The sequence below is a fragment of the Cellulomonas sp. PS-H5 genome, assembly GCF_019265565.1.
In the GTDB taxonomy this organism is placed as follows: domain Bacteria; phylum Actinomycetota; class Actinomycetes; order Actinomycetales; family Cellulomonadaceae; genus Cellulomonas.
The window spans coordinates 39,762-60,639 of sequence record NZ_JAHVCI010000020.1; the positions used below are offsets into that span (position 1 = coordinate 39,762).

Below are 20,878 nucleotides of genomic sequence, written 5' to 3' on the forward strand. Positions count from 1 at the left end.
TCACGCGGTCGTGGTCATCTCGTCCAGAACGCACCCCTAGCGTGGACGGTGCGTCCAGACGGGCGTGACCCACCGGGCGATCCGCCCCCGCACGTCAGGCGACCCGTGAGCCGTACCGACACCCTCCTCCTGCTCGACTTCGACGGCACCGTCGCCGTCGGGCACGGGCCGGTGCACGCCTACGCCCGCGCCGCGGCGTCCAGCCTCGACCCCGACGCCCGGCGGGCGTTCCTGGCCGAGGCGACCGCCGCGGTCGAGGGGCTCGGCGACCCCGTCCCCGCCGGCCGCGGCGCGGGGAGGTCCGACGCGCGCGGCGCCTCCGCCGACGGCCTGCTGCCGCTCGACGGCTACGACCTGGTCCGCGTGCTCGCGGAGAAGCACGGCGTCGGCCCGCTCGCGCTGTCCGCCGCCTACCTCGCGAGCCGGCACGCGCTCGGCACCGACGACGCCCCGGTGTCCGCGCCGCTCGGGCTGGCCGCGGTGCTGGCCGAGGTGCGGACCGAGGCGACCGTCGTCCTCGCCACCAACGCCCCCGCCATCCGGCTCCCCGAGACGCTCGCCGCGCTCGGCCTGGCCGGCCTGCTCGACGGCGTGCTGACCGAGGTCGGCAAGCCCGCCGGCATGGCCGCGGTGCTCGACCGGCTCGGCGTCGCCCCGGCCGGCCCGGTGCGCGCGCTCAGCGTCGGCGACGTCTGGGCCAACGACCTGGCGCCCGTCGCCGCCCGCGGTCACGCGACCGCCCTCATCTCCCGGCGCCCGCCGCCGGAGGCCCGCCCCACGTGGACCGTCCCCGACCTGCCGGCGCTGTACCCGGCGCTCCGGGAGTGGGTCCGCGCGGACGGGCGCACCGCACCGTCCCAGCCCCAGCCCGCCCGGGTCCCCGCCCGGGTCACGACCGAAGGATGACCATGTCGAAGCACGTCCTGCCCGGCGCCGCCCTGCTGGCCGTCGCCGCGCTCGCCCTGTCGGCCTGCTCCGGCGACGCCGAGGCCACGCCGTCCGCCGCCGAGACCGCCGCCGACCCCACGTCGCTCACTCTCGCGCTGGTCCCCTCGCAGGACCAGGACGGCCTCGTCGACACCGCGAAGCCCCTGACCGACTACCTCACCGAGGAGCTCGGCATCGAGGTCACCGGCGTCGTGTCGAAGGACTACCAGGCGGCCGTCGAGGCGATGGGCGCCGACCAGGCGCAGATCGGCTTCCTGCCGTCGCTGCAGCTCTGGCAGGCCTCGGACATGTACGACGCCAGCGTCGTGCTGCAGACCGAGCGCAACGGCAACATCTCCTACCCGGCGCAGTTCATGACGAACAACCCGGACAAGTACTGCGAGGACGAGCCGGTCGAGCGCGACGGCATGCTGTTCTGCAACGGCGCCGACGCGCTGCAGGGCCCCGCGGGGCTCGACTCGATCACGAAGGTCGAGGGCGCGAAGGTGGCACTGCTCGGCCCGGCCTCCCCGGCCGGCTACATCTACCCCGTCCTCGCGCTGCAGGAGGCCGGCCTCGACACCGACGCCGACATCGAGCAGCTGCCCGTCACCGCGAACGACGCCTCCGTGCTGGCCGTCTACAACGGCGACGCCGAGGTCGGCTTCTCGTTCTGGGACGCCCGCACGATCGTCGCCAAGGACGCCCCGGACGTCGGCCAGAAGGTCGTCGTGTTCGCCCTGACCGAGGAGATCCCGAACGACGGCGTCGCGCTCGCGTCCTCCCTGTCGCCGGAGCTCCAGGACCGCATCACCACGGCGCTCGAGGACTTCTCGAACACCGAGGAGGGCTCGCAGGTGCTCACCGACATCTACTCGATCTCCAAGCTCGCCCCGGCCGACCCGGCGTCGCTCGACGTCGTCGCCCGCGCGGCGGAGAAGCTCGGCCTGCAGTGAGCGCAGGCCTCCGGGCCGTTCCGGGCACCGCTGCCGTGGCCTCGGCCGCGGCTGCGGTGCCCGCGCCGTGGCCCGTCCGGATGCGCGACGTCGTCGTGCGGTACCCGAACGGCGTGACCGCCCTCGACGGCGTCTCGCTCGACCTGGAGCCGGGAGAGATGGTGGCCGTCGTCGGCCTGTCCGGCTCCGGCAAGTCGTCGATGATCCGCACGCTCAACGGCCTGGTGCCGGTCACCTCCGGCAGGGTCGAGGTCGGCGGCCACGACGTCACCGCGGCCCGCGGCCGGGCGCTGCGCGCGCTGCGCGGCGAGGTCGGGATGATCTTCCAGAGCTTCAACCTGGCCGGCCGCGCCACCGTGCTGCAGAACGTCCTCGTCGGGCGGGTCGCGCACGCGCCGACCTGGCGCACGCTGCTCGGCGCGCACACCGCGCAGGACAAGGCCGTCGCGTACGAGGCGCTCGACCGGGTCGGCATGCTCGACCGGGCCTGGCACCGCGCATCGCACCTGTCCGGCGGCCAGCAGCAGCGCGTCGCGATCGCCCGGGCCCTGGCCCAGCAGCCGCGCGCCGTCCTCGCCGACGAGCCGGTCGCCAGCCTCGACCCGCCCACCGCGCACGGCGTCATGGCGGACCTGCGCCGGGTCAACCGCGAGCTCGGCATCACCGTCGTCGTGAACCTGCACCTGCTCGACCTCGCCCGCGAGTACGGGACGCGGCTGATCGGGCTGCGGGCCGGGCAGGTCGTCTACGACGGCCCCGCCGCCGACGCCAGCGACCGGGTGTTCGAGGACATCTACGGCCGGTCGATCCGCCCCGACGACGTGCTCGGCTCGTGAGCGCCGCCGACGTCGCCGCGCCGGCCGGGGTCCGCCCCGCGCGCCCCGCCCTCGTGCCGCCCCGGCGCCCCGCTGGGCGGTGGAAGGCCGCCGCCGGCTGGGCGGGAGTGCTCGCCGTCACCGCGCTCACGCTCGCCCCCGGGATCGGCGTCGAGGTCGACCTCGGCGCGCTCGCCCGGAACTGGCGGAACGGCGCGGACAAGATCGTCGCGCTGCTCCAGCCGGACTGGTCGTTCTTCCCGCGCACCGTCGAGCCGCTGCTCGAGACGCTGCAGATGGCCGTCATCGCCACGGCGGTCGCCGGCGTCGTCTCGCTGCCGCTCAGCCTGTGGGCCGCCCGCACCACCAACCCGCACCCGGTCCTGCGCGGCGTCGTCCGCGGCGTGCTGAACGTCGTGCGGGCCGTGCCCGACCTGCTCTACGCGTCCGTGCTCGTCGCCATGGTGGGCGTCGGCGCGCTGCCCGGCATCCTCGCCCTCGTGCTGTTCGACGTCGGCATCGTCGTCAAGCTCGTCTCCGAGCAGCTGGAGGCCGCCGACACCGGCGCGCTCGAGGCGGCGCGCGCGGCGGGCGGCACCCAGCTGCAGGTGAACCGCTCGGTCGCGGTGCCGGACATGATGCCCGGCTTCTGGAACCAGCTGCTCTACGTCCTGGAGCTCAACGTCCGCGCGTCGTCGGTGCTCGGCCTGGTCGGCGCGGGCGGCATGGGCCTGCTCATCGACGCCGTGCGGTCGTTCTACCGGTACGACCAGCTCTCGCTCATCATCCTGGAGATCCTCGTCGTGGTGCTCGTCCTCGAGGCCGTCAGCAGCGCCGCCCGCCGGAGGCTGCTGTGACCGCCCCCGCCCCGGCGCCCGCGCCCGCCGCCGACCGTCGCGTCCGGGGTGCCCTGACCGGCGCCGTCGTCCCACCGCCGCGCCCGTCCCGGCTCGCGCTCCGGGCGCTGTCCGCGGCCGTCGTGGTGGTCGTCGTCGCCGCGTTCTGGTCGGTCGACATCTCCTGGGGCCGGCTCGCCGACCTGCCGTCCGAGGTCGTCCGCTACCTGTGGCTCATGTTCAGCGCGCCCGACTGGTCGGCGCTGCCCGAGGCCCTGTGGCAGACCTGGCGGTCCGTCGCGATGGCCTGGCTCGGCACGGTGCTCGGCATCCTGATCGCCACGCCGCTCAGCCTGCTCGCCGCCCGGGGCCACGGCCCGGCACCGGTGCGCGGGGCGCTGCGGCTCGTGTTCGCGGTGATCCGCGCGGTGCCGGAGATCATCATCGCCATCGTCATCCTGTCGGTCACCGGCCTGACCCCGCTGACCGGCGCCCTGGCGCTCGCGGTCAACGGCGTCGGCACCCTCGGCAAGTGGGGCTACGAGGCGATCGAGGGCATCGGCCGCGGCCCCGTCGAGGCGGTCCGCGCCGCCGGCGGATCCGGCGCCCACGTGCTCCGCTGGGGCGTCTGGCCCGAGGTGCTGCCCGCGTTCGGGTCCTTCTGGCTCTACCGGTTCGAGATCAACGTCCGCTCGTCCGCCGTGCTCGGCCTCATCGGCGTCGGCGGCATCGGTGACATGCTCACCTCCTACACGCAGTACCGGCAGTGGTCGACGGTCGGCGTGCTGCTCATCGTGGTCGTGGTCGTCACGGTGGCGATCGACGCCGCGTCCGGGGCCCTGCGCCGCCGGATCATGGAGGGAGCCCGTGCCCGTGCCGTCCAGCCCTGACGTCGTCGCGCACCCCACGGTGCGGATCGCCACCGCGCTGCCCAGCGTGCTCGCCAGCGAGCGCCGGGTCCTCGAGGAGGTGCTGCACCAGCCCGAGCGGGTCGTGGAGAGCACCGCCCAGGAGGTCGCCGACCGCGTCGGCGTCGGGCGGTCGACCGTCGTCCGCGCGTGCCAGGCCATCGGCTACAAGGGCTACCCGCAGCTGCGCGTGGCGCTCGCGGCCGAGCTCGCCCACCGGGACGAGGAGGTCGACTACGGATCGAGCGCCCTCGGCCGGCTACGAGCGGACATCGCGGCGCTCGCGGCTGCCCTGCCGCAGGTGACGGCGGTCCTCGACGAGGACACCGTCGAGCGCGCCGTCGGTGTGCTCACCGGGTCCCGGCGGCTGCTCGTCCTGGCCAACGGCCTGTCCGCGCCGCTCGCCACCGACATGGCCATGCGGCTCACCGCCGTCGGGCGACCCGCGGACTTCGTCGCCGACTCCATCGGGCAGCAGATCGCCGCGCGCGGGCTCGCGCCCGGGGACGGCTGCGTGGTGCTCAGCGGGTCCGGCGCCAGCGAGGCGACGCTCAAGGTCGCGCGGGCGGCGCGGCAGGGGGGTGCCGCCGTCGTCGCCGTGACGTCGTTCCGCGGGTCGCCGCTGGGCGAGCTGGCCGACGTGGAGCTCGTCGTCGCGCCCGCCGCCACCACCTTCCAGCACGAGCTCGAGCGGACCTCGCGGATCGCGCTGGCCGTGCTCGTGGAGTCGCTGGTGGGGGTCGTGGCGGCGCGGTCCGGGGCGGTCGCGCAGGCGACGCACGACCGGGTGCTCGACATCCTCAGCGACAACCTGGCGGACTGAGCCTGCGCGGCGCCGCGCGGCTGCGCGGCGAGGGGCGCGGCGGTACGGCGAGGGCGTCAGCCCAGGACCTCGACCTCGACCTCCCACGCGAGGTCGTCGAGGATCTCGGCTGCGTGCGTGTTCGCGGCACGAACCGCCGTCTCGAGGTCCGGGGCCTCGCCCCGCAGGTCGAATGTCACCCGCCCGCCGGCGAACCCGTCCGGGGCGTCGTCGCGCAGCGCGCCGAGGGCGTCGGCCATGCCGGCGCGGGTCTCGTCGTCGGGCACGTCGGGAACGGTGAGGTGGGCGACGTAGTCGGGCATGGGGGACATGGTGCCCGACGGCACCGACACGGGCCGTGGCGGTGACCTCTGCGCTCGATCCCTGGGGGTCCTGGCCCGAGCCGCGCGCGGGCACCCGGATCAGAACGGGGGTGGCGCGTCGTGGGGATCGGCGGTGGCGTCGTGGCTCTGCCCGGTGCCCGGCCGGGTGAGGTAGCGGTGCCCCGTGGGGGTGATCCACTCGTAGAGCCCGGGTTCGATCTGCCGCAGCCGGAAGCCGCCGTCGGTCTTGAGGCGGTGGTGCCGGTGGCACAGGGGGCCCAGGTTGTCGGCGTCGGTTCCGCCCAGGGGCGCGTCGGGATCGCCACCGGGTTGAGGGTGGAACTCCTGGGTGTGGTCCAGCTCGCACGCGCACGCCGGGGCCACGCAGCCGGGTGCGGCGCACGTCTTGTCTCGGACGCGGACGAGTTGTGCGAGCACGGCGGGTGGTCGATATCGCTCGCGGCCGACGTCCAGGACCCGGTCGGTGAGCGGGTCGGTGACGACGCGCTGCCAGACCCCGCCGATCGCCAGGGCTCTTGCTTGGACGGCGTCGATGGGGCCGTGGCCGTCGAGGTGCGCGGGCTGGTCGTCCAGGCCGAGCAGGGTGGAGGCGGGGATGGTGATGCGGACCTCGGCGCCCGGACGGCCGGAGCAGCGGGTGCAGCCGCGACGCGCGGGCGCGGGTGAGGTGGCGGCGGCGCTCGGCACGAGCGAGGGCGCGGTGACCGCGACGGCGGGCGCGCTGGCTCCGGACGGTGCGCCCGACGACGTGGCCTCGGACGGTGCGCTCGACGCGGTGGCGACGTGGCTGGTCCTGGTCGGGGGGTCGGTCTCCACCCCGGCGTCGATGACTGTGCCGGTGTCGATCGCCACGCCGGCGCCGGGCTCGACGTCTGTGCCGGTCTGGGCTGCCGTGTCGGTCCGGGACGCGGTCCTGGTTGATGCGTCGGGCGCTCCGGACGGCGAGGCAGGGCGGCCCGCGCCGGCGACTGCATCGGTGGTGGAGTCGGTGGCGGTGTCGCCGAGCGGGGTGAGGGTGGCGATCGGGATCGGCTCGACCGGGCGGGTGAGCACCACGCCGTCCCGGTCGGTGAAGGTCTCCCCGTTCCACGACCGCTTCGGCTCCGACGGGACCGGCAGCGCCGGGGACAGGTGGACCTCGAACGCCGGACCATCGGACTCCGGCACATCGCCCACGATCAGGTCCCGCAGCCCGTCGGCGCGCAGCTGATCCAGGGTGCGGTCGTCGCCGAGGGCCTTGGCGGTCTTCGCGGCGTGGGTCAGGACCCCGTCGACGCGCAGCGCGTCCGCCGCGTCCAGGACCAGCCACATGGAGGCCATGCCGTCCGGCTGCGGGCGCGGGTGGGAGACCCTCCTCGTGCACCGGGCGCGCTCCCGGCGACTCGCGGCGCCCTCGGGGTCGACCAGCCGGATCTCCCGCGCCACCCGCTGCCGGAGCTCGGCGACCGAGCACTGGTCGGCGTCCGGCAGCACCGCGTCCTCGACGGCGTGCGCGACCTGGAACGACAGGTCCGCCAGCTCGGCGGTCAGGACCTGGGCCTTGGCGGGGTCGAGGTGCCCGACCTCCAACGCCTCGCGGGTGGCGCCGAGCATCCCGTCGAGCACGAGGGCCCGGTGCACGGTCTTCGTCGCCGTGACCCGCGGCCAGCCCAGCCGCATCGCCAGCTCGTCGCCGGCCACGCACGCGTGCGTCGGAGGCGCACCGGCCAGCGGCGACCACTCCGGGCTCATCTCCTCCCGGGAGGCCAGCTCGGCGATCAGGCCGAGGGTCCGGGCGTGCTGGTAGGACTCGATCCGGGTCTGCGCGGCGATCACCTCGACCACGATCGTCGAGGACAGCACGCTCGGGTCCAGACCCCGCAACCAGGCATCCAGCTCGGGTCCGGGCGGGCAGGAACGGATCGCCTCGATCTGCCGCTGCTCGCTCGTGCGCGGCGCTCCACCTGCGGCGATGACAGGGTCCGGGCCGAAGTCCGTCAGGCAGGTCCCGTCGGGCCCGTAGACCGGCAGCACCGCGTCGGCGATCGGGTCGCCGTCGGGGTGTTCCTGCAGGTCAGCTGCCATGGAACGACACTACCGACGGCCACCGACACGACCCCGGCGGCCGACACCCGCCCTGGGGACGACGCACGGCCACCGCACCTGTGGACGACTCGGCGCCCGCACGACGCCCGCGCCCGAGCGCGCCACCGCCGTACCGAGCGGTCAGCCGCGGGCCTCTCCGCCGACAGGCCCCGCGGGCGCGCTCGGCGGCTCCTCCGAACCCGTCGTTCGCGCCTTCTCCGTCCGCGCCGCGTCCCCCGGCGCCGTCCCCGCCCCGTCCGCCGCCGCCGCCCCTGCCGCGTCCCCTGCCGCAGTCCCCGCCGCCTTCGCCGTCCCCGTCGCCGCATCCGTCCCCGTCGACACCGGCGGCGCCACCTCCGCCGCGGATCCCGGGATCGCGATCGCCGACACCACCGCCCCCGCCGCCATGAGCCCGGCGCACGCCAGCATCGCCACGGGGTGCGCGTCGGCGAGCACGTCCGGGTCGGACAGCCCCGCGCCGACCCCCGCCACCAGGGGCAGCACCGCGACGGCGAGCAGCCCTGCCACGCGCGCGACGGCGTTGTTGGTCGCGGACGCCACCCCGGCCAGGTGGTCGGGCGCCGCGGCGAGCGCGGTGGCGGTGAGGGGCGCCACGGTGAGCACGAGGCCCACACCGACCAGCAGGACGCCCGGCAGCACGTCGAGCAGGTAGTGCGCGTCCCGCCCGATGCCGCCGAGCAGGACGGCCCCGGCGCCGGCGAGGAGCGGCCCCACCGTCATCGGGATCCGCGGGCCGATCCGGGCGCCGAGGGCTCCGCCCTGCGCCGACAGCAGCAGCATGAGGAGGGTGACCGGCAGCGACGCGATGCCGGCGGCCAGCGGCGACCAGCCCGTCACCACCTGCAGCGTGACCGGGAGGAAGAAGAAGATGCCGGTGAGCGCGGCGTAGACCAGCAGGGTCGCGAGGTTCACCGCGGCGAACGGCCGCCAGCGGAACAGCCGCAGCGGCAGCGCCGGGTGGTCGGAGCGTGCCTCGGCGACGAGGAACCCGGCCAGTGCGAGCACCCCGGCCCCGCCCACGGCCAGCACCGGCCCGGTCGGTGTCCCCGCCTCGGACCACGCCGTGAGCGACCAGGTCAGGGCGCCTAGCCCGATCCCCGCGAGCACGGTGCCCAGGACGTCGAGCCGCCCGGAGGCCTCGGGATCCGCGGACTCGGGGACGAACCGCACGGCCACGACGACCACGAGCGCCGCGAGCGGGATGTTGATGCCGAACACCCAGCGCCAGCCGACCTGCTCGACGATCCAGCCGCCGAGGAAGGGCGCCACCGCCCCGGCGGCCCCGCTCAGCCCCGACCACGCGCCGATGGCCTTCGCCCGGTCGCCGGCCACGAACGTGGCCTGGAGGATCGCCAGCGACCCCGGGGTGAGCAGCGCGCCGCCGACGCCCTGCAGCGCGCGCGCCGCGACCAGCAGCCCGACGGTCGGGGCGACGGCGCAGAGCACCGAGGCGGCGGCGAACGCGACGGTGCCGATGAGGAACACGCGCCGTCGGCCGAACCGGTCGCCGAGCGACCCGCCGAGCAGAAGGAGCGCCGCGAGGGTGAGCGCGTAGCCGTTCACCGTCCACTGCAGCCCGGCGGTCGTGGCGCCCAGCTCGTCGGCGATGGCGGGCAGGGCGATCCCGACGACGGTGCCGTCGAGGAAGACGAGCGCGGACCCGAGGACCGTCGCGAGCAGCGTCCCCCGGCCGGCGGGGGAGCGCAGCACCAGGCCCGCGGGCGCGCGGTCGGGGGCGTCGGCGGGCACGTCACCTCCCTGCGGCTCGGGCCGTCGGTGCCGCCCCCGGAAGACCCGTCGGGCGCCCGCCGTGCCCTGCGACAGTACGACCGACGACCCCCGACGGGCACCCCCGCGGGGGTGGGGGAACCCCTACCCGGCGTGTCGTTCGGTCAGCGGACACGCGCCGCGTCGGGCACAGTAGGCGGGTGGGTGACGTCAGGGACCTTCGTTCGGCGCCGGGTGCGAGGCGTGCTGACGCGCGCGCGGAGCACGACGAGCTGGTCCTGGACGCCCGTCGGTCGGCCCCGCGCGCGGCGCGGCACTGGATCATGCACCGGGTGGCCGCGTCGGGTGTGTCGGGGTCGGCGAACCAGGTGATCGAGCTGCTGACCGGCGAGGTCGTGGCGAACGCCGTCGTGCACGGGCCCGAGCACGGGCGCGTCCGCGTGGCCGTGCGGATCGACCACCGTGGCGTGCGCGTGGCGGTGACGGACGAGAGCCCCGCGCGCCCGCAGGTGCAGCACCCCGCGCCGACCGCGGTCAGCGGCCGTGGCATGGCGCTGGTCGAGGCGCTGTCCCGCACCTGGGGCGTCGACGAGCACGGCGCCGACGGCAAGACCGTCTGGTTCCTGGTCGACCCCGAGGCCGACTGACCCCGAGGCCGACTGACCCCGAGGCGGACCGACCCCCGGCGCCCCCGCGGCGGCGCGCCCGGGACGGGTGCGCCCCGGTCAGCCCGCGCGACCCCCGCCGAGCGCCAGGTCCACGACCAGCGCGCGGTGGTCCGACATGCCGGTGTCGACGGCGACCGGCTCGCTCGACGGCACGACCGGCCCGTCGAGCAGCACGTGGTCGATCTGCCGGTCCGGGACCTCGACGGGGAACGTGTTCACCCGCCCGACGGACCGCCACCCCGACACCCGCGCCGGCGTCGCGCCCTCGAGGTTGAGGTCGCCCGTGACGGCCAGCGGCCTCGGCAGGCCCCGGCACGCCCGCACGAGGTGCCGCAGCTGGACGACGTTCCACGCGGTGATGAACGTCAGGTGGGTCGCGACGACGGTGATCGGGCCGTCCGGGGTCTCGACGACCGCGGCGAGCGCGGCCCGCTGCTCGTCCTGCACCAGCGAAGGCCGCCGGTTCCCGCGGTGCACCATCGGCACCCGGCGGCGGAGCGTCGGCAGCGTCAGCACCCGCCAGGCGCTGACCGGGTGCCGGCTGAGCAGCGCGATGCCGTAGGCGGCGATCGCCGGCTGGTCCTCGCCGGTGGCGGCGGTCCAGGTGCCGGGGTGGCCGTGCAGCGTCGCGACGAACCGGTGCGCCTGCGCGCCCATCGCCTCCGCCGCGACGGCCGTCAGGTCGGCGCCGTGCGACCGTGGCTGGTCGCGGTCGACCTCCTGGAGCGCCAGGACCTCGGCGTCGAGCCCCCGGACGGCCGAGGCGAACCTGTCCAGGTCCACCTTGCCGTCGGTCAGGCTCCGCCCGTGCAGGATGTTGAACGTCGCGAGTCGCACGTCGGCGATTCTTCCCGTCGCCCTGCGGACGCGCGCGTCGTCGTGCAGACTCCGGGGGCATGACCTCCGACGCCGCGACCGCAGCCGCCGTGGGTGCCGAGGTGGGACCCGGCGCCGCGGACCCGCCCGACCCGCGCACCGCGCTGCAGGACGCCCTCCGGATGGCGGCCGTCGCGCTGGAGGAGGCGGGGATCCCGTTCGCCCTGGTCGGCGGGTACGCCGCCTGGGCCCGCGGTGCGCCGGAGCCCGACCACGACGCGGACTTCGCCATCTCGGAGGAGGACGTGCCGCAGGCGCGGGCCGCGCTCGCCGCCGCCGGCCTCGACGTGCAGGACCCGCCCGAGAACTGGCTGTTCAAGGCGTTCCACCACGGGGCGCTGGTCGACATCCTGTTCCGGATGGTCGGCGAGCCGATCACGCGGGAGATGCTCGCGCGCTCGGACGTCATGGAGGTGCTGGCGGTCCGGATGCCGGTGCTCGACGCCACCGACATCATCTCGGCGAAGATGCGGGTGCTCGGGGAGCACTACTGCGACTTCACGCGGATGATCGCGATGGTCCGGGCGCTGCGCGAGCAGATCGACTGGGACCGGGTGCGGGCGGAGACCGCCGGGACGCCGTACGGGCGGGCGTTCCTGCTGCTCGTGCACGAGCTCGGCGTCTCGCCGGTGGGGCCCGCGGACCGCTGACCCGAGAGCGTTCGCGAGGCGGGTGCAAGAACCGGCCCCGACGCGACACAGTGGTGGCACAGGCGCGCGCCGACGCGCGCGCCTCGCCACCGACGCGAGGGGAACGCGTGCACAGCGCTCAGCAGCCGGCCGCCGGGACGGACGCCGCCGAGGGGTCGGACGACGTCGCCGGGACGGACGCGCCCGCGCCGTCCCCCGCCGCGACCGGGCCGCGCGACGAGCCGTGGTTCGAGGACCTGTTCAGCCGGCACGCGACGGCGGTGCACCGGTACCTCCTGCGCCGCGGTGCGGCGGACGACGCCGAGGACCTCGCGGCGGACGTGCTGACCGTCGCCTGGCGCCGGCGCGCGGAGGTGCCGGACGGCCACGAGCTGCCGTGGCTCTACCGGACGGCGGGCTTCGTCCTCGCCAACCACCGCCGCAAGGGCCGCCCGGTACCGGTGGAGACCGTGCCCGACGAGCCCGACCCGGACGACCCCGCGGTCCTGGCCGTGCGCGACGAGCGGGTGCGCGAGGCGCTCGCCCGGCTCAGCGCCCGGGACCGCCAGGTGCTGCTGCTCACCGCCTGGGAGGGCCTGACGGGCGACGACCTCGCGCTCGTGCTCGGGTTGTCCCGCGGCGGGGCGGACGCCGCCCTGTCCCGCGCCCGCTCGCGACTCCGGGAGGCGTGGGCGGCGGACTGACCGCCCGCGCGCGCGTGGGTCCGCCGGCGCCGCCCGTGCAAGGCCCGCCGGGCCGGCGACACAGAGGGGGTGGACGCGCCCCGCGCCGCACCGGCGGAGGGCGCACGGACCCGAGGAGACCACCGTGGACGAGCACCGCGACCAGCACCCGGACCCGGCCGACGCCGCGGCCCGCGCGGAGGACGAGGCCCTGGCGCGGCTGCGTGCCGCCGACCCCGCCGCGGACGCCCCCCTGGACACGGCGGCGCTGCGGGCCGAGGTCGCGCGCCGGACCGCGGCCGACGCGACGACGGTCGACCCCGCCTCCGGCCCCGACGGCGACACCGTCGTCGAGCTCGCCCCGCGCCGCCGTTCCCGGTGGCTGCAGGTCGCCGCGGTGGCCGCGGCGGCCGCCGTCGTCGCGGGTGCGGGCGGCTACGCCGTCGGTGCGACCGGCGGCGACGGGGACGCGGTCACGGCCGACGCGCCGATCACCCTGCAGGGCGCCGGCCCGGAGGCGGCGACGGCGATGTCGGGGGCCGCCGACACCGCGGACCTGCGGATCGCGCCCTGGTTCGGCGGCCGGGCGGTGTTCACCGCCTCGGGGCTCGCCGACGACGCGGGCTCCGGCCACGCGTGGGCCTTCGACGCCGCGTCGGTGTTCTCCGCGGAGACCGCGGCGCGCGTCGCCGGCGTCCTGGGTGTCGCCGGCGACCCGGTGCAGCAGTACGGCGCGTGGACGGTCGGCCCGCAGGACGGCTCGGGGCCGACCGTGTCCCTGCAGCCCGACGGCACCGCGGGCGTGAGCTACTTCGACCCGACGCGCGACCCGTGGTCGTGCACCGCGTCGGCGCCGGACCAGCCGGACGGCGCGGCGACGTCGGACGGCTCGGCGGGGGCGACGTCCGAGGGCCTCGCCGCCGGCGAGTCGTCCCCGGAGCCCGGGACCCTGGACCCGGCGCTCGTCGACCCGGCGCTCCCGACGGTCGTCGGCCCGTCCTGCGAGCCGACGGGCGGCCCGGCCCCGGCGGGCGACGCCGCGACCTCGGCCGTGCGGGATCTGCTCGGCTCCCTCGGCGTCGACCCGGACGGCTACCAGTACGAGGTCGTCGACACCGGCGACGCCCGCTCGTCGTCGGTCACGGCCTACCAGGTGCTCGACGGGCAGCAGACGGGCCTGACCTGGTCGGTGACGCTGGTCGCCGACGGGGTGCAGTCGCTCTACGGGTCGCTGGCCCCGCTCGTCGACCTGGGGGAGTACCCGGTCGTCGGCGCGGCGACCGCGGTGGAGCGGCTGAACGACCCGCGGTTCGGCTCCGGCTCGGGCGGCGTCATGCCGCTGGCGCGGGCGGAGGCCACGGACGGCGCCGCCGCGGGCGACGCGTCGTCGTCCACCGACCCGACGGTCCCGCCGACCGCCACGCCCGGCTCGGCGATCCCGTGGTCGGTGCAGCAGGTCACGATCACCGGGGCCCGGCTCGGCGTGACCCAGGTGTCCGGCGCCGACGGCGCGGCGCTGCTGGTGCCGGCCTACGAGCTCTCCGACGCCGACGGCTCGACCTGGAGCGTCATCGCCGTCGACGAGGGCTCGCTCGATCTCGCCGGGTGACCGGCGACGCGCCCGGCCGCGGAGGGCGGCCGGGCGCGCAGGGGGCGCTGCAGCCCTGACGCGGGCGGGGAGCCGGGAGGGACGGCTCCCCGCCCGCGGTGCGTCCGGGCGCCGGCACATCGGACCCGGCCGTGCGGTTGCCGACCGGCGCGGGGCACGGGACCGTCGGTGGATGGGACGACGACACGACCGCACCGTGCACCGCACCCCCCACCGCGCCGGCCCGGGCCCCGTGCCCGGTGACCCGACCGTCGCGCTCGCGCTGCCCCGCCGCCGCGGGACCGCCGCCGGGCTGCTGCTGCGCAGCGCCGTGCTCGGCGTCGCCGCGGGCAGCCGGGCGTCGCTGGCGCTCGCGGCACCGACGCTGGCCGACCCCGCGACCGGGGGGCTCAAGCGCCTGGGCGCCCGGCTCGGCGTCCTCGTCGAGCTCACCGGCGACAAGCTCCCGAGCACCCCGAGCCGGTTGAACCCGCCCGGCCCGCAGAGCCGGGCGGTGGCGGCGGCGCTCGGCGGCGTGGCGCTGGCCCGGCAGCGGGGCCGCTCGGTCGTCCTGCCGGCGGCGACGGCGGCGCTGTTCTCGACCGCGGGCACCTGGGGCGGCGCCGCGTGGCGCGCCTGGGCGGCGCAGCGGGGCCCGGACTACCGAGGCGCGTTCGCCGAGGACGCGGTGGCCCTCACCCTGGCGACCTTGGCTGCGCACACGCGCCGCTGACTCGTCCGCCGAGAGGGCAACCGACGCGTCGAGCGAGCAGTCGCCGCCTACTCGCTCGACGCGTCGGGTACTCGCTCGGCGGGGGCCTCGCGGGCCGTCGCCACGCGGACGTGCGCCGCCATGCCGCCGTCGCCGAACGTGGGCTCCACCAGCGGCAGCGCCGGGTCCGCCGCCACCAGCGACTCCCAGTCGCCGAGCCGGCGCACCGCGGTCGCCTCCTGCGCGACCAGCACGTCGGCCAGGTGCGCCACGTAGGCCGCGCGGTGCTTGTCGACGATCCCGCGGAACAGCGCGAGCCGCCGGGTCATGCTCCGCACGTTCGCGGACGCGGGCGCGGTCCGGTACCCCAGGAGCGGCTCCGGCGCGATCGCGACCCGCCCGCCGCCCGCGAGCATCCCCAGGTACAGGTCCCAGTCCTCGAACCCGGAGCGCATCGCCTCGTCGTACCCGCCGGCCCGGTCCCACGCCGCGCGCCGCAGCACCGCGGACCCCGGGCAGGCGTTCCGGTGCAGGAAGTCGACGAGCGTCCCGCCGTCCGGTCGCACCACCCCCGACGCCACCCCGAACAGCGCCAGCCAGGACGACGCCGCGACCACGTCGGGGTCGGCGAGCAGCGGCGCGACGCGCGCCAGGAACGGCGGTGCCACCCGGTCGTCGCCGTCGAGCACCAGCACCAGCGGCGCCTGCGTCGCCGCGATCCCGGCGTTCCGCGCCGCGCCCACCCCCGCGTTGTCCTGGCGGAGCACCCGGACGCCGTCGGCGCGCAGCCGGTCGAGCACGGCCAGCGACGCGGCGTCCGTCGATCCGTCGTCGACCACCACGAGCTCGGCGCACGGCGCGGTCTGCGCGCGGACCGAGGCGACGGCCTCGGCGACCTGCTCGCGCTGGTCGTGGGCGGTGACGACGACGGCGACCTCCATGCCGGGCACGCTAGCGCGGCGGCAGCGGCAGCGGCGGGGGCGGGCCCGGGCGCCGCGCGCGGGCGGCCGCGTCGCGCAGCGGGATGCCTGGCCCGTGCACGGTCACAGTTGCGTAACGGAGTCCAGGCCGGGCTGGGCTTCAGACCACGCGTCTGCCTACTGTGACCGTGCACAGCGAGGTGAGGGAGCAGGAGCGGGATGACGGAGTTCGGCTGGCCGACGCGGGGGATCTCCTACGGCGGCGACTACAACCCGGAGCAGTGGCCGCGCCACGTCTGGGACGAGGACGTCGCGCTGATGCGCGAGGCCGGGGTCACCCTGGTGAGCGTCGGCATCTTCTCCTGGGCGCTGCTCGAGCCGCGCGAGGGGGAGTACGACTTCGCCTGGCTCGACGACGTGCTCGACCTGCTGCACGCGAACGGCATCGCCGTCGACCTCGGCACCCCGACCGCCGCGCCGCCGGCCTGGTTCTACGCGACCTACCCGGACTCGCGCGTCGTGACCCGCGACGGCACCGCGCTCGGCCCGGGCTCGCGCGGCATGGCCTCGCCGTCGTCGCCGGAGTACCGCGCGGCGGCGACGCGGATCGCGGGTGAGCTCGCCCGCCGGTACGCCGACCACCCGGCCGTCGTGATGTGGCACGTCCACAACGAGTACGGCGCCCCGGTCGGCGAGGACTTCTCCCCGGCGTCGGTCGCGGCGTTCCGCGACTGGCTGCGCGCGCGCTACGGCACCCTCGACGGGCTGAACGCCGCGTGGGGCACCGCGTTCTGGGGCCAGGTGTACGGGGAGTGGGAGCACGTCGGCGCGCCGGCCGCGACCGCCTCCACCCCGAACCCCGCGCAGCGGCTCGACTTCGCGCGGTTCACCGACGAGCAGCTGCGCGCGTGCTTCCGCGCCGAGCGGGACGCGATCCGCGCCCACGCCGCCCAGCCGGTGACCACGAACTTCATGGCGCACCAGTCGTACAACACCGACCTGTGGCGCTGGGCCCGCGAGGTCGACGTCGTGTCCGACGACCACTACCTGTGGTCCCCGGACGAGGACGCGCACGTCGGCCTGGCCCTGTCCGCGGACCTGACCCGGTCCGTCGCGCGCGGCAAGCCGTGGATCCTCATGGAGCACTCGACGTCGGCGGTGAACTGGCAGGGCCACAACATCGCCAAGCGCCCCGGGGAGATGCACCGCAACGCGTTCACCCACCTGGGGCGCGGCGCCGACGGCATCCTGTTCTTCCAGTGGCGTGCCTCCCGCTCCGGCGCGGAGAAGTTCCACTCGGCGATGCTGCCGCACGCCGGCACCGGGTCCCGGGTGTTCCGCGAGGTCGTCGACCTGGGCGCGAAGCTCGGCCGGCTCGACGAGGTCCGCGGCTCGCGGGTGCAGGCCGACGTCGCCGTGCTCTACGACTGGGAGTCGCTCTGGGCGCAGGACCTCGAGTGGCGGCCTTCGGACGAGCTCGGCTTCCGCGAGCGGGTCCGCGCCTACTACGAGCGGCTGTGGCGGGACGGCGTGACCGTCGACTTCGCGCACCCCGAGGACGACCTGTCCGGCTACCGCCTGGTCGTCGCGCCGTCCTCGTACCTGGTGACCCAGGCGGCCGGGAAGAACCTCGCCGACTACGTCGCCCAGGGCGGCACGCTCCTGGTGTCCTGCTTCGCGGGCGTCGTCGACGAGCACGACGCGGTGCACGAGGGCGGCTTCGGCGCGCCGCTGCGCACCGCGCTCGGCCTGACCGTCGAGGAGTTCCTGCCGGTCCGCCCGCAGCACGAGGTCGCGGTCGACCTGGACGGCACGACGATCCCGACCGCGGCGTGGAGCGAGCACCTGGCGCTGGACGGCGCCGAGGTCCGCGGGACCTACCGCGGCGGCCCGGCGGACGGCCTGCCCGCGATCACCCGGCACGCGCACGGCGCGGGCGCCGGCTGGTACGTGAGCACGAAGCTGGGCGTCGACGCGCTCGCCCCCGTGCTCGCGGCGGTGTACGCGGACGCCGGGGTCACGCCGCCGGGGCTGCCCGAGGGCGTCGAGGTCACGGTCCGGCGCGGCGAGGCGCACGACTACGTGGTCGCGGTGAACCACCGCGACGAGCCGGTCACCCTCGCGGTCCCCGGCACCGAGCTGCTCTCCGGCACCGACGCCGGGGAGTCGTACGAGGTCGGCGCGGGCGAGGTGGCGGTGCTGCGCACCGCCGCGCGCCCGCAGGGGGGTGGTCGCTGACCGCACGACCGCGGCTGCCGCCCGCCCCGCCGGACCCCCTCCGGCGGCCGGGGCGGACGGCAGCTCCGTACCGCGGCGGCGCACCGAGCGCCCCGCACCCACCACGGGTCGCAAGGACGCGATCGACGCGCGAGCGGCGGCCCTCCCGGAAAGGACGACACATGCGCAGGCACTTCGCAGCCGGCGTCGCCGCAGCGGCGACCGTGGCCCTCCTCGCCGCGTGCAGCGGCGACCCCGCCCCCGCCACGACGGCCGACAGCGGCGCACCCGCAGCCGGCTCGGGCGGCGAGCTCGTGATCTGGTCGGACGCCGAGCGCGCCGAGGCGATCAAGAACGCCGCCGCGGACTTCGAGGCGGACAGCGGCGCGACCGTCACGGTCGTGCAGAAGAACTTCGAGGACCTCCGGGCCGACTTCCTCGCCCAGGTCCCCACGGGCGAGGGCCCGGACATCACCGTCGGCGCGCACGACTGGCTGGGCGAGTTCGTCGAGTCCGGCGTGGTCGACACGATCAGCCTCGGCTCCCGCGCCGACGACTTCGAGCAGGTCACGCTCGACGCCTTCACGTACGACGGCCAGCTGTACGCGCTGCCGTACGCGCAGGAGTCCGTCGCGCTGATCCAGAACACCGCGCTGGTGGGCGACACCGCCCCGCAGACGTTCGACGAGATGATCCAGATGGCGACCGACGCCGGCTTCGCCGACCGGCCGTTCATCCTCTACACGAACGGCGCCGAGGGCGACATGTACACCTCGTACGCCTTCCAGACGTCGTTCGGCGCCCCCGTGTTCGTCCAGGACGAGGACGGCTCCTACACCTCCGAGGTCGGCATGGGCGGCGACGCCGGCCTGGCCTACGCCCGGTGGATCCACGAGAACGGCTCGGCCGGCACCGGCTACTTCACCGACACCGTCGACTACGACATCGGCAACGAGCTGTTCGCGACCGGGCAGTCGCCGTTCATCATCCAGGGCCCGTGGACCATCCCCACGTACCAGGACGCGGGCGTCGAGGTCGCCGTCAGCCCGATCCCGTCGGCCGGCGGCGGCACCGCGGCGCCGTTCGTGGGTGTGCAGGGCTTCTACCTGTCGGCGCAGTCGTCGAACGCGCTGCTCGCGAACGACTTCCTGGCGAACTACGTCGCGACCGACGAGGCGCAGCAGGCGCTGTACGACGCCGACCCGCGCATCCCGGCGCTCACCGCCGTGGCCGAGCAGGTCAGCGACGACCCGGTCATCGCCGGCTTCCTCGCGTCGGCGCAGAACGGCGTGCCGATGCCGAACATCCCCGAGATGGGCGCCGTCTGGGACTTCTGGAACGCCGCGCAGATCGCGCTGATCACCGGCCAGGACCCCGACAGCACCTGGACCTCCATGGTCACCAGCGTCGAGTCCGCGATCGGCTGACGCCCCGGGTGCGGGCGGGGCGTGCGCGCCCCGCCCGCACCACCGGCACCACCCCGGGCCGCGCGCCCGCCCCCCGGGTCCCGCGCCCGCCACCACCCGCACGAGGAGCAACGATGTCCGTCGGCACGAGCACCGCCGAGCACCCGCCCGGGACCCCGCCCGACCGGTCCGGCGAGCCGGGCTCCCCGGAGCCCCGCGAGTCGCACGCCCGCGCCTGGCGCGGGCTCGGCTGGGGCTTCGCCGTGAAGCTCCTGCTGATGATGGTGGTCAACGCGGGCGGCGTGCTCGCCATCCTCTCCGCGTACCGGGCGGGTGCCTGGGTGGTGCTCGCCGCGCTGGTCGTGCTGCTCGCCGCGGCCGACTGGATCTACTTCGCCCGCCGCGCCCTGCCGCTGAAGTACCTGTTCCCCGGCCTGGTGTTCCTGGCCGTGTTCCAGATGTTCACGCTCCTCTACACGGGCTACGTCGCCTTCACCAACTACGGCACCGGCCACCTGGGCAGCATGCAGCAGGCCGTCGACGCCGCCCTGATCCAGGACGAGCGCCAGGTGGAGGGCTCGCCGGAGTACCCGCTCGCGGTCGTGCGGGACGGTGACGCGCTCGGGTTCGCGGTCAACGACGACGGCACCGTCCGGGTCGGCACCGCCGAGGAGCCGCTGGACGCGGTCGGCGGCGCGCAGGTCGACGACCGCGGCACGCCGGTCGCGGTGCCCGGCTGGGAGGTCGTGCCGCGGGCCCAGCTCTACTCCGACGCCGACCTGCAGGCCGAGGTCGTCGCCCTGCGTGTCCCGGTGTCCGACGACGCCGAGGACGGCTCGCTGCGCACCCGCGAGGGCTCGACCGCCGCGGTCTACACCTCGCGGCTGGTGTGGGACCCCGACGCGCAGACGATCACCAACACCGAGACCGGCGCCGTCTACAGCCCGAGCGACCGCGGGCAGTTCGTCACGGAGGACGGCGAGCGGCTGGCCGCCGGCTGGTACGTCAACGTCGGGTTCGACAACTTCGTCCGGGCCTTCACCGACGCGAGCTACGCGGGGCCGCTGCTCAAGGTGGCCGTGTGGACGTTCGCGTTCGCGATCCTCACGGTGCTCACGAGCTTCGGGCTCGGCCTGCTGTTCGCGCTGATCTACAACGACCCGCGCATCCGCGGCCGCAAGGTGCTGCGGACGCTGTTCATCCTCCCGTACGCGTTCCCGGCGTTCATGTCCGCCCTGCTGTGGCGCGGCATGCTCAACTCCGAGTTCGGCGTCGTCAACGACTGGTTCTTCTTCGGCGCGGACATCGGCTGGCTCTCCGACCCGTGGCTGGCGAAGGCCGCGATCCTCTGGGTCAACCTCTGGCTCAGCTACCCGTACTGGTTCCTGGTCACCACGGGCGCGCTGCAGGCGCTGCCGGGCGACGTCATGGAGGCCGCGCGGGTCGACGGCGCCGGGCGCTGGCGGCAGTTCCGGTCGATCACGCTGCCGATGCTGCTCGTGTCGACCGCCCCGCTGGCGATCGCGTCGTTCGCCTTCAACTTCAACAACTTCACGATCATCTACATGCTCACCGGCGGCGGACCGGCCTTCCCCGGCGCCAGCACACCGATGGGGTCGACCGACATCCTGATCTCCGCGATCTACCAGATCTCCGGGGTCTCGGGCGGCCGGGCCGACTACGGCCTCGCCAGCGCCCTGTCCATCGTGGTGTTCGTCGTGATCGGCGTCGTCTCCGGCCTGGCGTTCCGCCGGACCCGCAAGCTCGAGGAGATCTGA

General features: G+C 75.9%; 19 protein-coding genes. 14 read left to right on the top strand and 5 right to left on the bottom strand.

Annotated features, from left to right (window positions below; all coding sequences use genetic code 11):
- The first annotated feature begins 105 nt into the window (after positions 1-105).
- The 6 genes from J5O08_RS09995 (at position 106) to J5O08_RS10020 (ending at position 5,265) form a co-directional block, all read left to right on the top strand.
- Positions 106-906: a hydrolase gene (locus tag J5O08_RS09995; RefSeq protein WP_218706696.1), complete on the top strand. Its 801-nt coding sequence runs from the start codon at positions 106-108 to the stop codon at positions 904-906.
- Between the two features lie 2 nt (positions 907-908).
- Positions 909-1,883 (top strand): phosphate/phosphite/phosphonate ABC transporter substrate-binding protein, encoded by a 975-nt coding sequence (gene phnD, locus J5O08_RS10000; protein WP_374225965.1) that lies wholly within the window; start codon positions 909-911, stop codon positions 1,881-1,883.
- An 80-nt stretch (positions 1,884-1,963) separates the two neighbouring features.
- Positions 1,964-2,719 carry a phosphonate ABC transporter ATP-binding protein gene (gene phnC, locus J5O08_RS10005; RefSeq protein WP_218706719.1) on the top strand — a complete coding sequence of 252 codons (756 nt, stop codon included), beginning with the start codon at positions 1,964-1,966 and terminating at the stop codon, positions 2,717-2,719.
- On the top strand, positions 2,716-3,555 hold the full coding sequence (phnE, locus tag J5O08_RS10010) for a phosphonate ABC transporter, permease protein PhnE (RefSeq protein WP_308281529.1): 840 nt from the start codon (positions 2,716-2,718) through the stop codon (positions 3,553-3,555). The genes phnC and phnE (J5O08_RS10010) overlap by 4 nt, the downstream gene beginning before the upstream one ends.
- A complete protein-coding gene (gene phnE, locus J5O08_RS10015) occupies positions 3,552-4,424 on the top strand; it encodes a phosphonate ABC transporter, permease protein PhnE (protein ID WP_218706698.1) in 873 nt (290 codons plus the stop codon). Before phnE (J5O08_RS10010) ends, phnE (J5O08_RS10015) begins: the two co-directional genes overlap by 4 nt.
- Entirely contained in the window at positions 4,408-5,265 is an 858-nt protein-coding gene (locus J5O08_RS10020; RefSeq protein ID WP_218706699.1) for a MurR/RpiR family transcriptional regulator, read from the top strand. The genes phnE (J5O08_RS10015) and J5O08_RS10020 overlap by 17 nt, the downstream gene beginning before the upstream one ends.
- Positions 5,266-5,321: 56 nt before the next feature.
- Here the strand turns inward: J5O08_RS10020 and J5O08_RS10025 are convergent, their stop codons facing one another.
- The 3 genes from J5O08_RS10025 to J5O08_RS10035 all read right to left on the bottom strand — a co-directional run bounded on the left by J5O08_RS10025 (position 5,322) and on the right by J5O08_RS10035 (position 9,422).
- Positions 5,322-5,567 (bottom strand): hypothetical protein, encoded by a 246-nt coding sequence (locus tag J5O08_RS10025; protein ID WP_147794388.1) that lies wholly within the window; start codon positions 5,565-5,567, stop codon positions 5,322-5,324.
- Positions 5,568-5,666: 99 nt separating this feature from the next.
- Complete coding sequence (locus tag J5O08_RS10030; protein ID WP_218706700.1) at positions 5,667-7,652, bottom strand: DUF222 domain-containing protein; 1,986 nt, start codon at positions 7,650-7,652, stop codon at positions 5,667-5,669.
- Positions 7,653-7,793: 141 nt separating this feature from the next.
- The gene (locus tag J5O08_RS10035) at positions 7,794-9,422 is read right to left on the bottom strand and encodes a DHA2 family efflux MFS transporter permease subunit (RefSeq protein ID WP_218706702.1); all 1,629 of its coding nucleotides are present in this window, start codon (positions 9,420-9,422) and stop codon (positions 7,794-7,796) included.
- A gap of 179 nt (positions 9,423-9,601) precedes the next feature.
- Between J5O08_RS10035 and J5O08_RS10040 the strand changes: the two genes are divergently transcribed.
- Positions 9,602-10,048, top strand: coding sequence for an ATP-binding protein (locus tag J5O08_RS10040; RefSeq protein ID WP_239198962.1), 447 nt, complete (start codon positions 9,602-9,604; stop codon positions 10,046-10,048).
- 78 nt (positions 10,049-10,126) lie between these two features.
- Here J5O08_RS10040 and J5O08_RS10045 read toward each other — a convergent pair whose 3' ends face one another.
- Entirely contained in the window at positions 10,127-10,906 is a 780-nt protein-coding gene (locus J5O08_RS10045) for an endonuclease/exonuclease/phosphatase family protein (RefSeq protein ID WP_217614473.1), read from the bottom strand.
- A gap of 59 nt (positions 10,907-10,965) precedes the next feature.
- On the opposite strand from J5O08_RS10045, the gene J5O08_RS10050 reads away from it, so the two are divergent.
- The 4 genes from J5O08_RS10050 to J5O08_RS10065 all read left to right on the top strand — a co-directional run bounded on the left by J5O08_RS10050 (position 10,966) and on the right by J5O08_RS10065 (position 14,578).
- Positions 10,966-11,595, top strand: a complete 630-nt coding sequence (locus J5O08_RS10050) for a nucleotidyltransferase family protein (RefSeq protein WP_147794384.1) — start codon at positions 10,966-10,968, stop codon at positions 11,593-11,595.
- Between the two features lie 107 nt (positions 11,596-11,702).
- A complete protein-coding gene (locus J5O08_RS10055) occupies positions 11,703-12,278 on the top strand; it encodes a sigma-70 family RNA polymerase sigma factor (protein ID WP_218706703.1) in 576 nt (191 codons plus the stop codon).
- 124 nt (positions 12,279-12,402) lie between these two features.
- Positions 12,403-13,866, top strand: coding sequence for a hypothetical protein (locus tag J5O08_RS10060; RefSeq protein ID WP_218706704.1), 1,464 nt, complete (start codon positions 12,403-12,405; stop codon positions 13,864-13,866).
- Between the two features lie 172 nt (positions 13,867-14,038).
- The gene (locus J5O08_RS10065) at positions 14,039-14,578 is read left to right on the top strand and encodes a hypothetical protein (RefSeq protein ID WP_218706705.1); all 540 of its coding nucleotides are present in this window, start codon (positions 14,039-14,041) and stop codon (positions 14,576-14,578) included.
- 47 nt (positions 14,579-14,625) lie between these two features.
- On the opposite strand, the gene J5O08_RS10070 is transcribed toward J5O08_RS10065, so the two are convergent.
- Positions 14,626-15,498 (bottom strand): glycosyltransferase family A protein, encoded by an 873-nt coding sequence (locus tag J5O08_RS10070; protein WP_218706706.1) that lies wholly within the window; start codon positions 15,496-15,498, stop codon positions 14,626-14,628.
- A gap of 198 nt (positions 15,499-15,696) precedes the next feature.
- On the opposite strand from J5O08_RS10070, the gene J5O08_RS10075 reads away from it, so the two are divergent.
- The 3 genes from J5O08_RS10075 to J5O08_RS10085 all read left to right on the top strand — a co-directional run bounded on the left by J5O08_RS10075 (position 15,697) and on the right by J5O08_RS10085 (position 20,878).
- Positions 15,697-17,715, top strand: a complete 2,019-nt coding sequence (locus J5O08_RS10075) for a beta-galactosidase (protein WP_218706707.1) — start codon at positions 15,697-15,699, stop codon at positions 17,713-17,715.
- Between the two features lie 161 nt (positions 17,716-17,876).
- Complete coding sequence (locus J5O08_RS10080) at positions 17,877-19,121, top strand: maltose ABC transporter substrate-binding protein (protein WP_217614479.1); 1,245 nt, start codon at positions 17,877-17,879, stop codon at positions 19,119-19,121.
- Positions 19,122-19,234: 113 nt separating this feature from the next.
- Positions 19,235-20,878: an ABC transporter permease subunit gene (locus J5O08_RS10085; protein WP_218706708.1), complete on the top strand. Its 1,644-nt coding sequence runs from the start codon at positions 19,235-19,237 to the stop codon at positions 20,876-20,878.

Coding starts and splice junctions, on each gene's coding strand:
- phnD (WP_374225965.1), top strand. CDS start 909: ATGTCGAAGCACGTCCTGCCCGGCGCCGCCCTGCTGGCCGTCGCCGCG.
- phnC (WP_218706719.1), top strand. CDS start 1,964: ATGCGCGACGTCGTCGTGCGGTACCCGAACGGCGTGACCGCCCTCGAC.
- J5O08_RS10025 (WP_147794388.1), bottom strand. CDS start 5,567: ATGCCCGACTACGTCGCCCACCTCACCGTTCCCGACGTGCCCGACGAC.
- J5O08_RS10030 (WP_218706700.1), bottom strand. CDS start 7,652: ATGGCAGCTGACCTGCAGGAACACCCCGACGGCGACCCGATCGCCGAC.
- J5O08_RS10050 (WP_147794384.1), top strand. CDS start 10,966: ATGACCTCCGACGCCGCGACCGCAGCCGCCGTGGGTGCCGAGGTGGGA.
- J5O08_RS10065 (WP_218706705.1), top strand. CDS start 14,039: ATGGGACGACGACACGACCGCACCGTGCACCGCACCCCCCACCGCGCC.
- J5O08_RS10070 (WP_218706706.1), bottom strand. CDS start 15,498: ATGGAGGTCGCCGTCGTCGTCACCGCCCACGACCAGCGCGAGCAGGTC.
- J5O08_RS10075 (WP_218706707.1), top strand. CDS start 15,697: ATGACGGAGTTCGGCTGGCCGACGCGGGGGATCTCCTACGGCGGCGAC.
- J5O08_RS10080 (WP_217614479.1), top strand. CDS start 17,877: ATGCGCAGGCACTTCGCAGCCGGCGTCGCCGCAGCGGCGACCGTGGCC.
- J5O08_RS10085 (WP_218706708.1), top strand. CDS start 19,235: ATGTCCGTCGGCACGAGCACCGCCGAGCACCCGCCCGGGACCCCGCCC.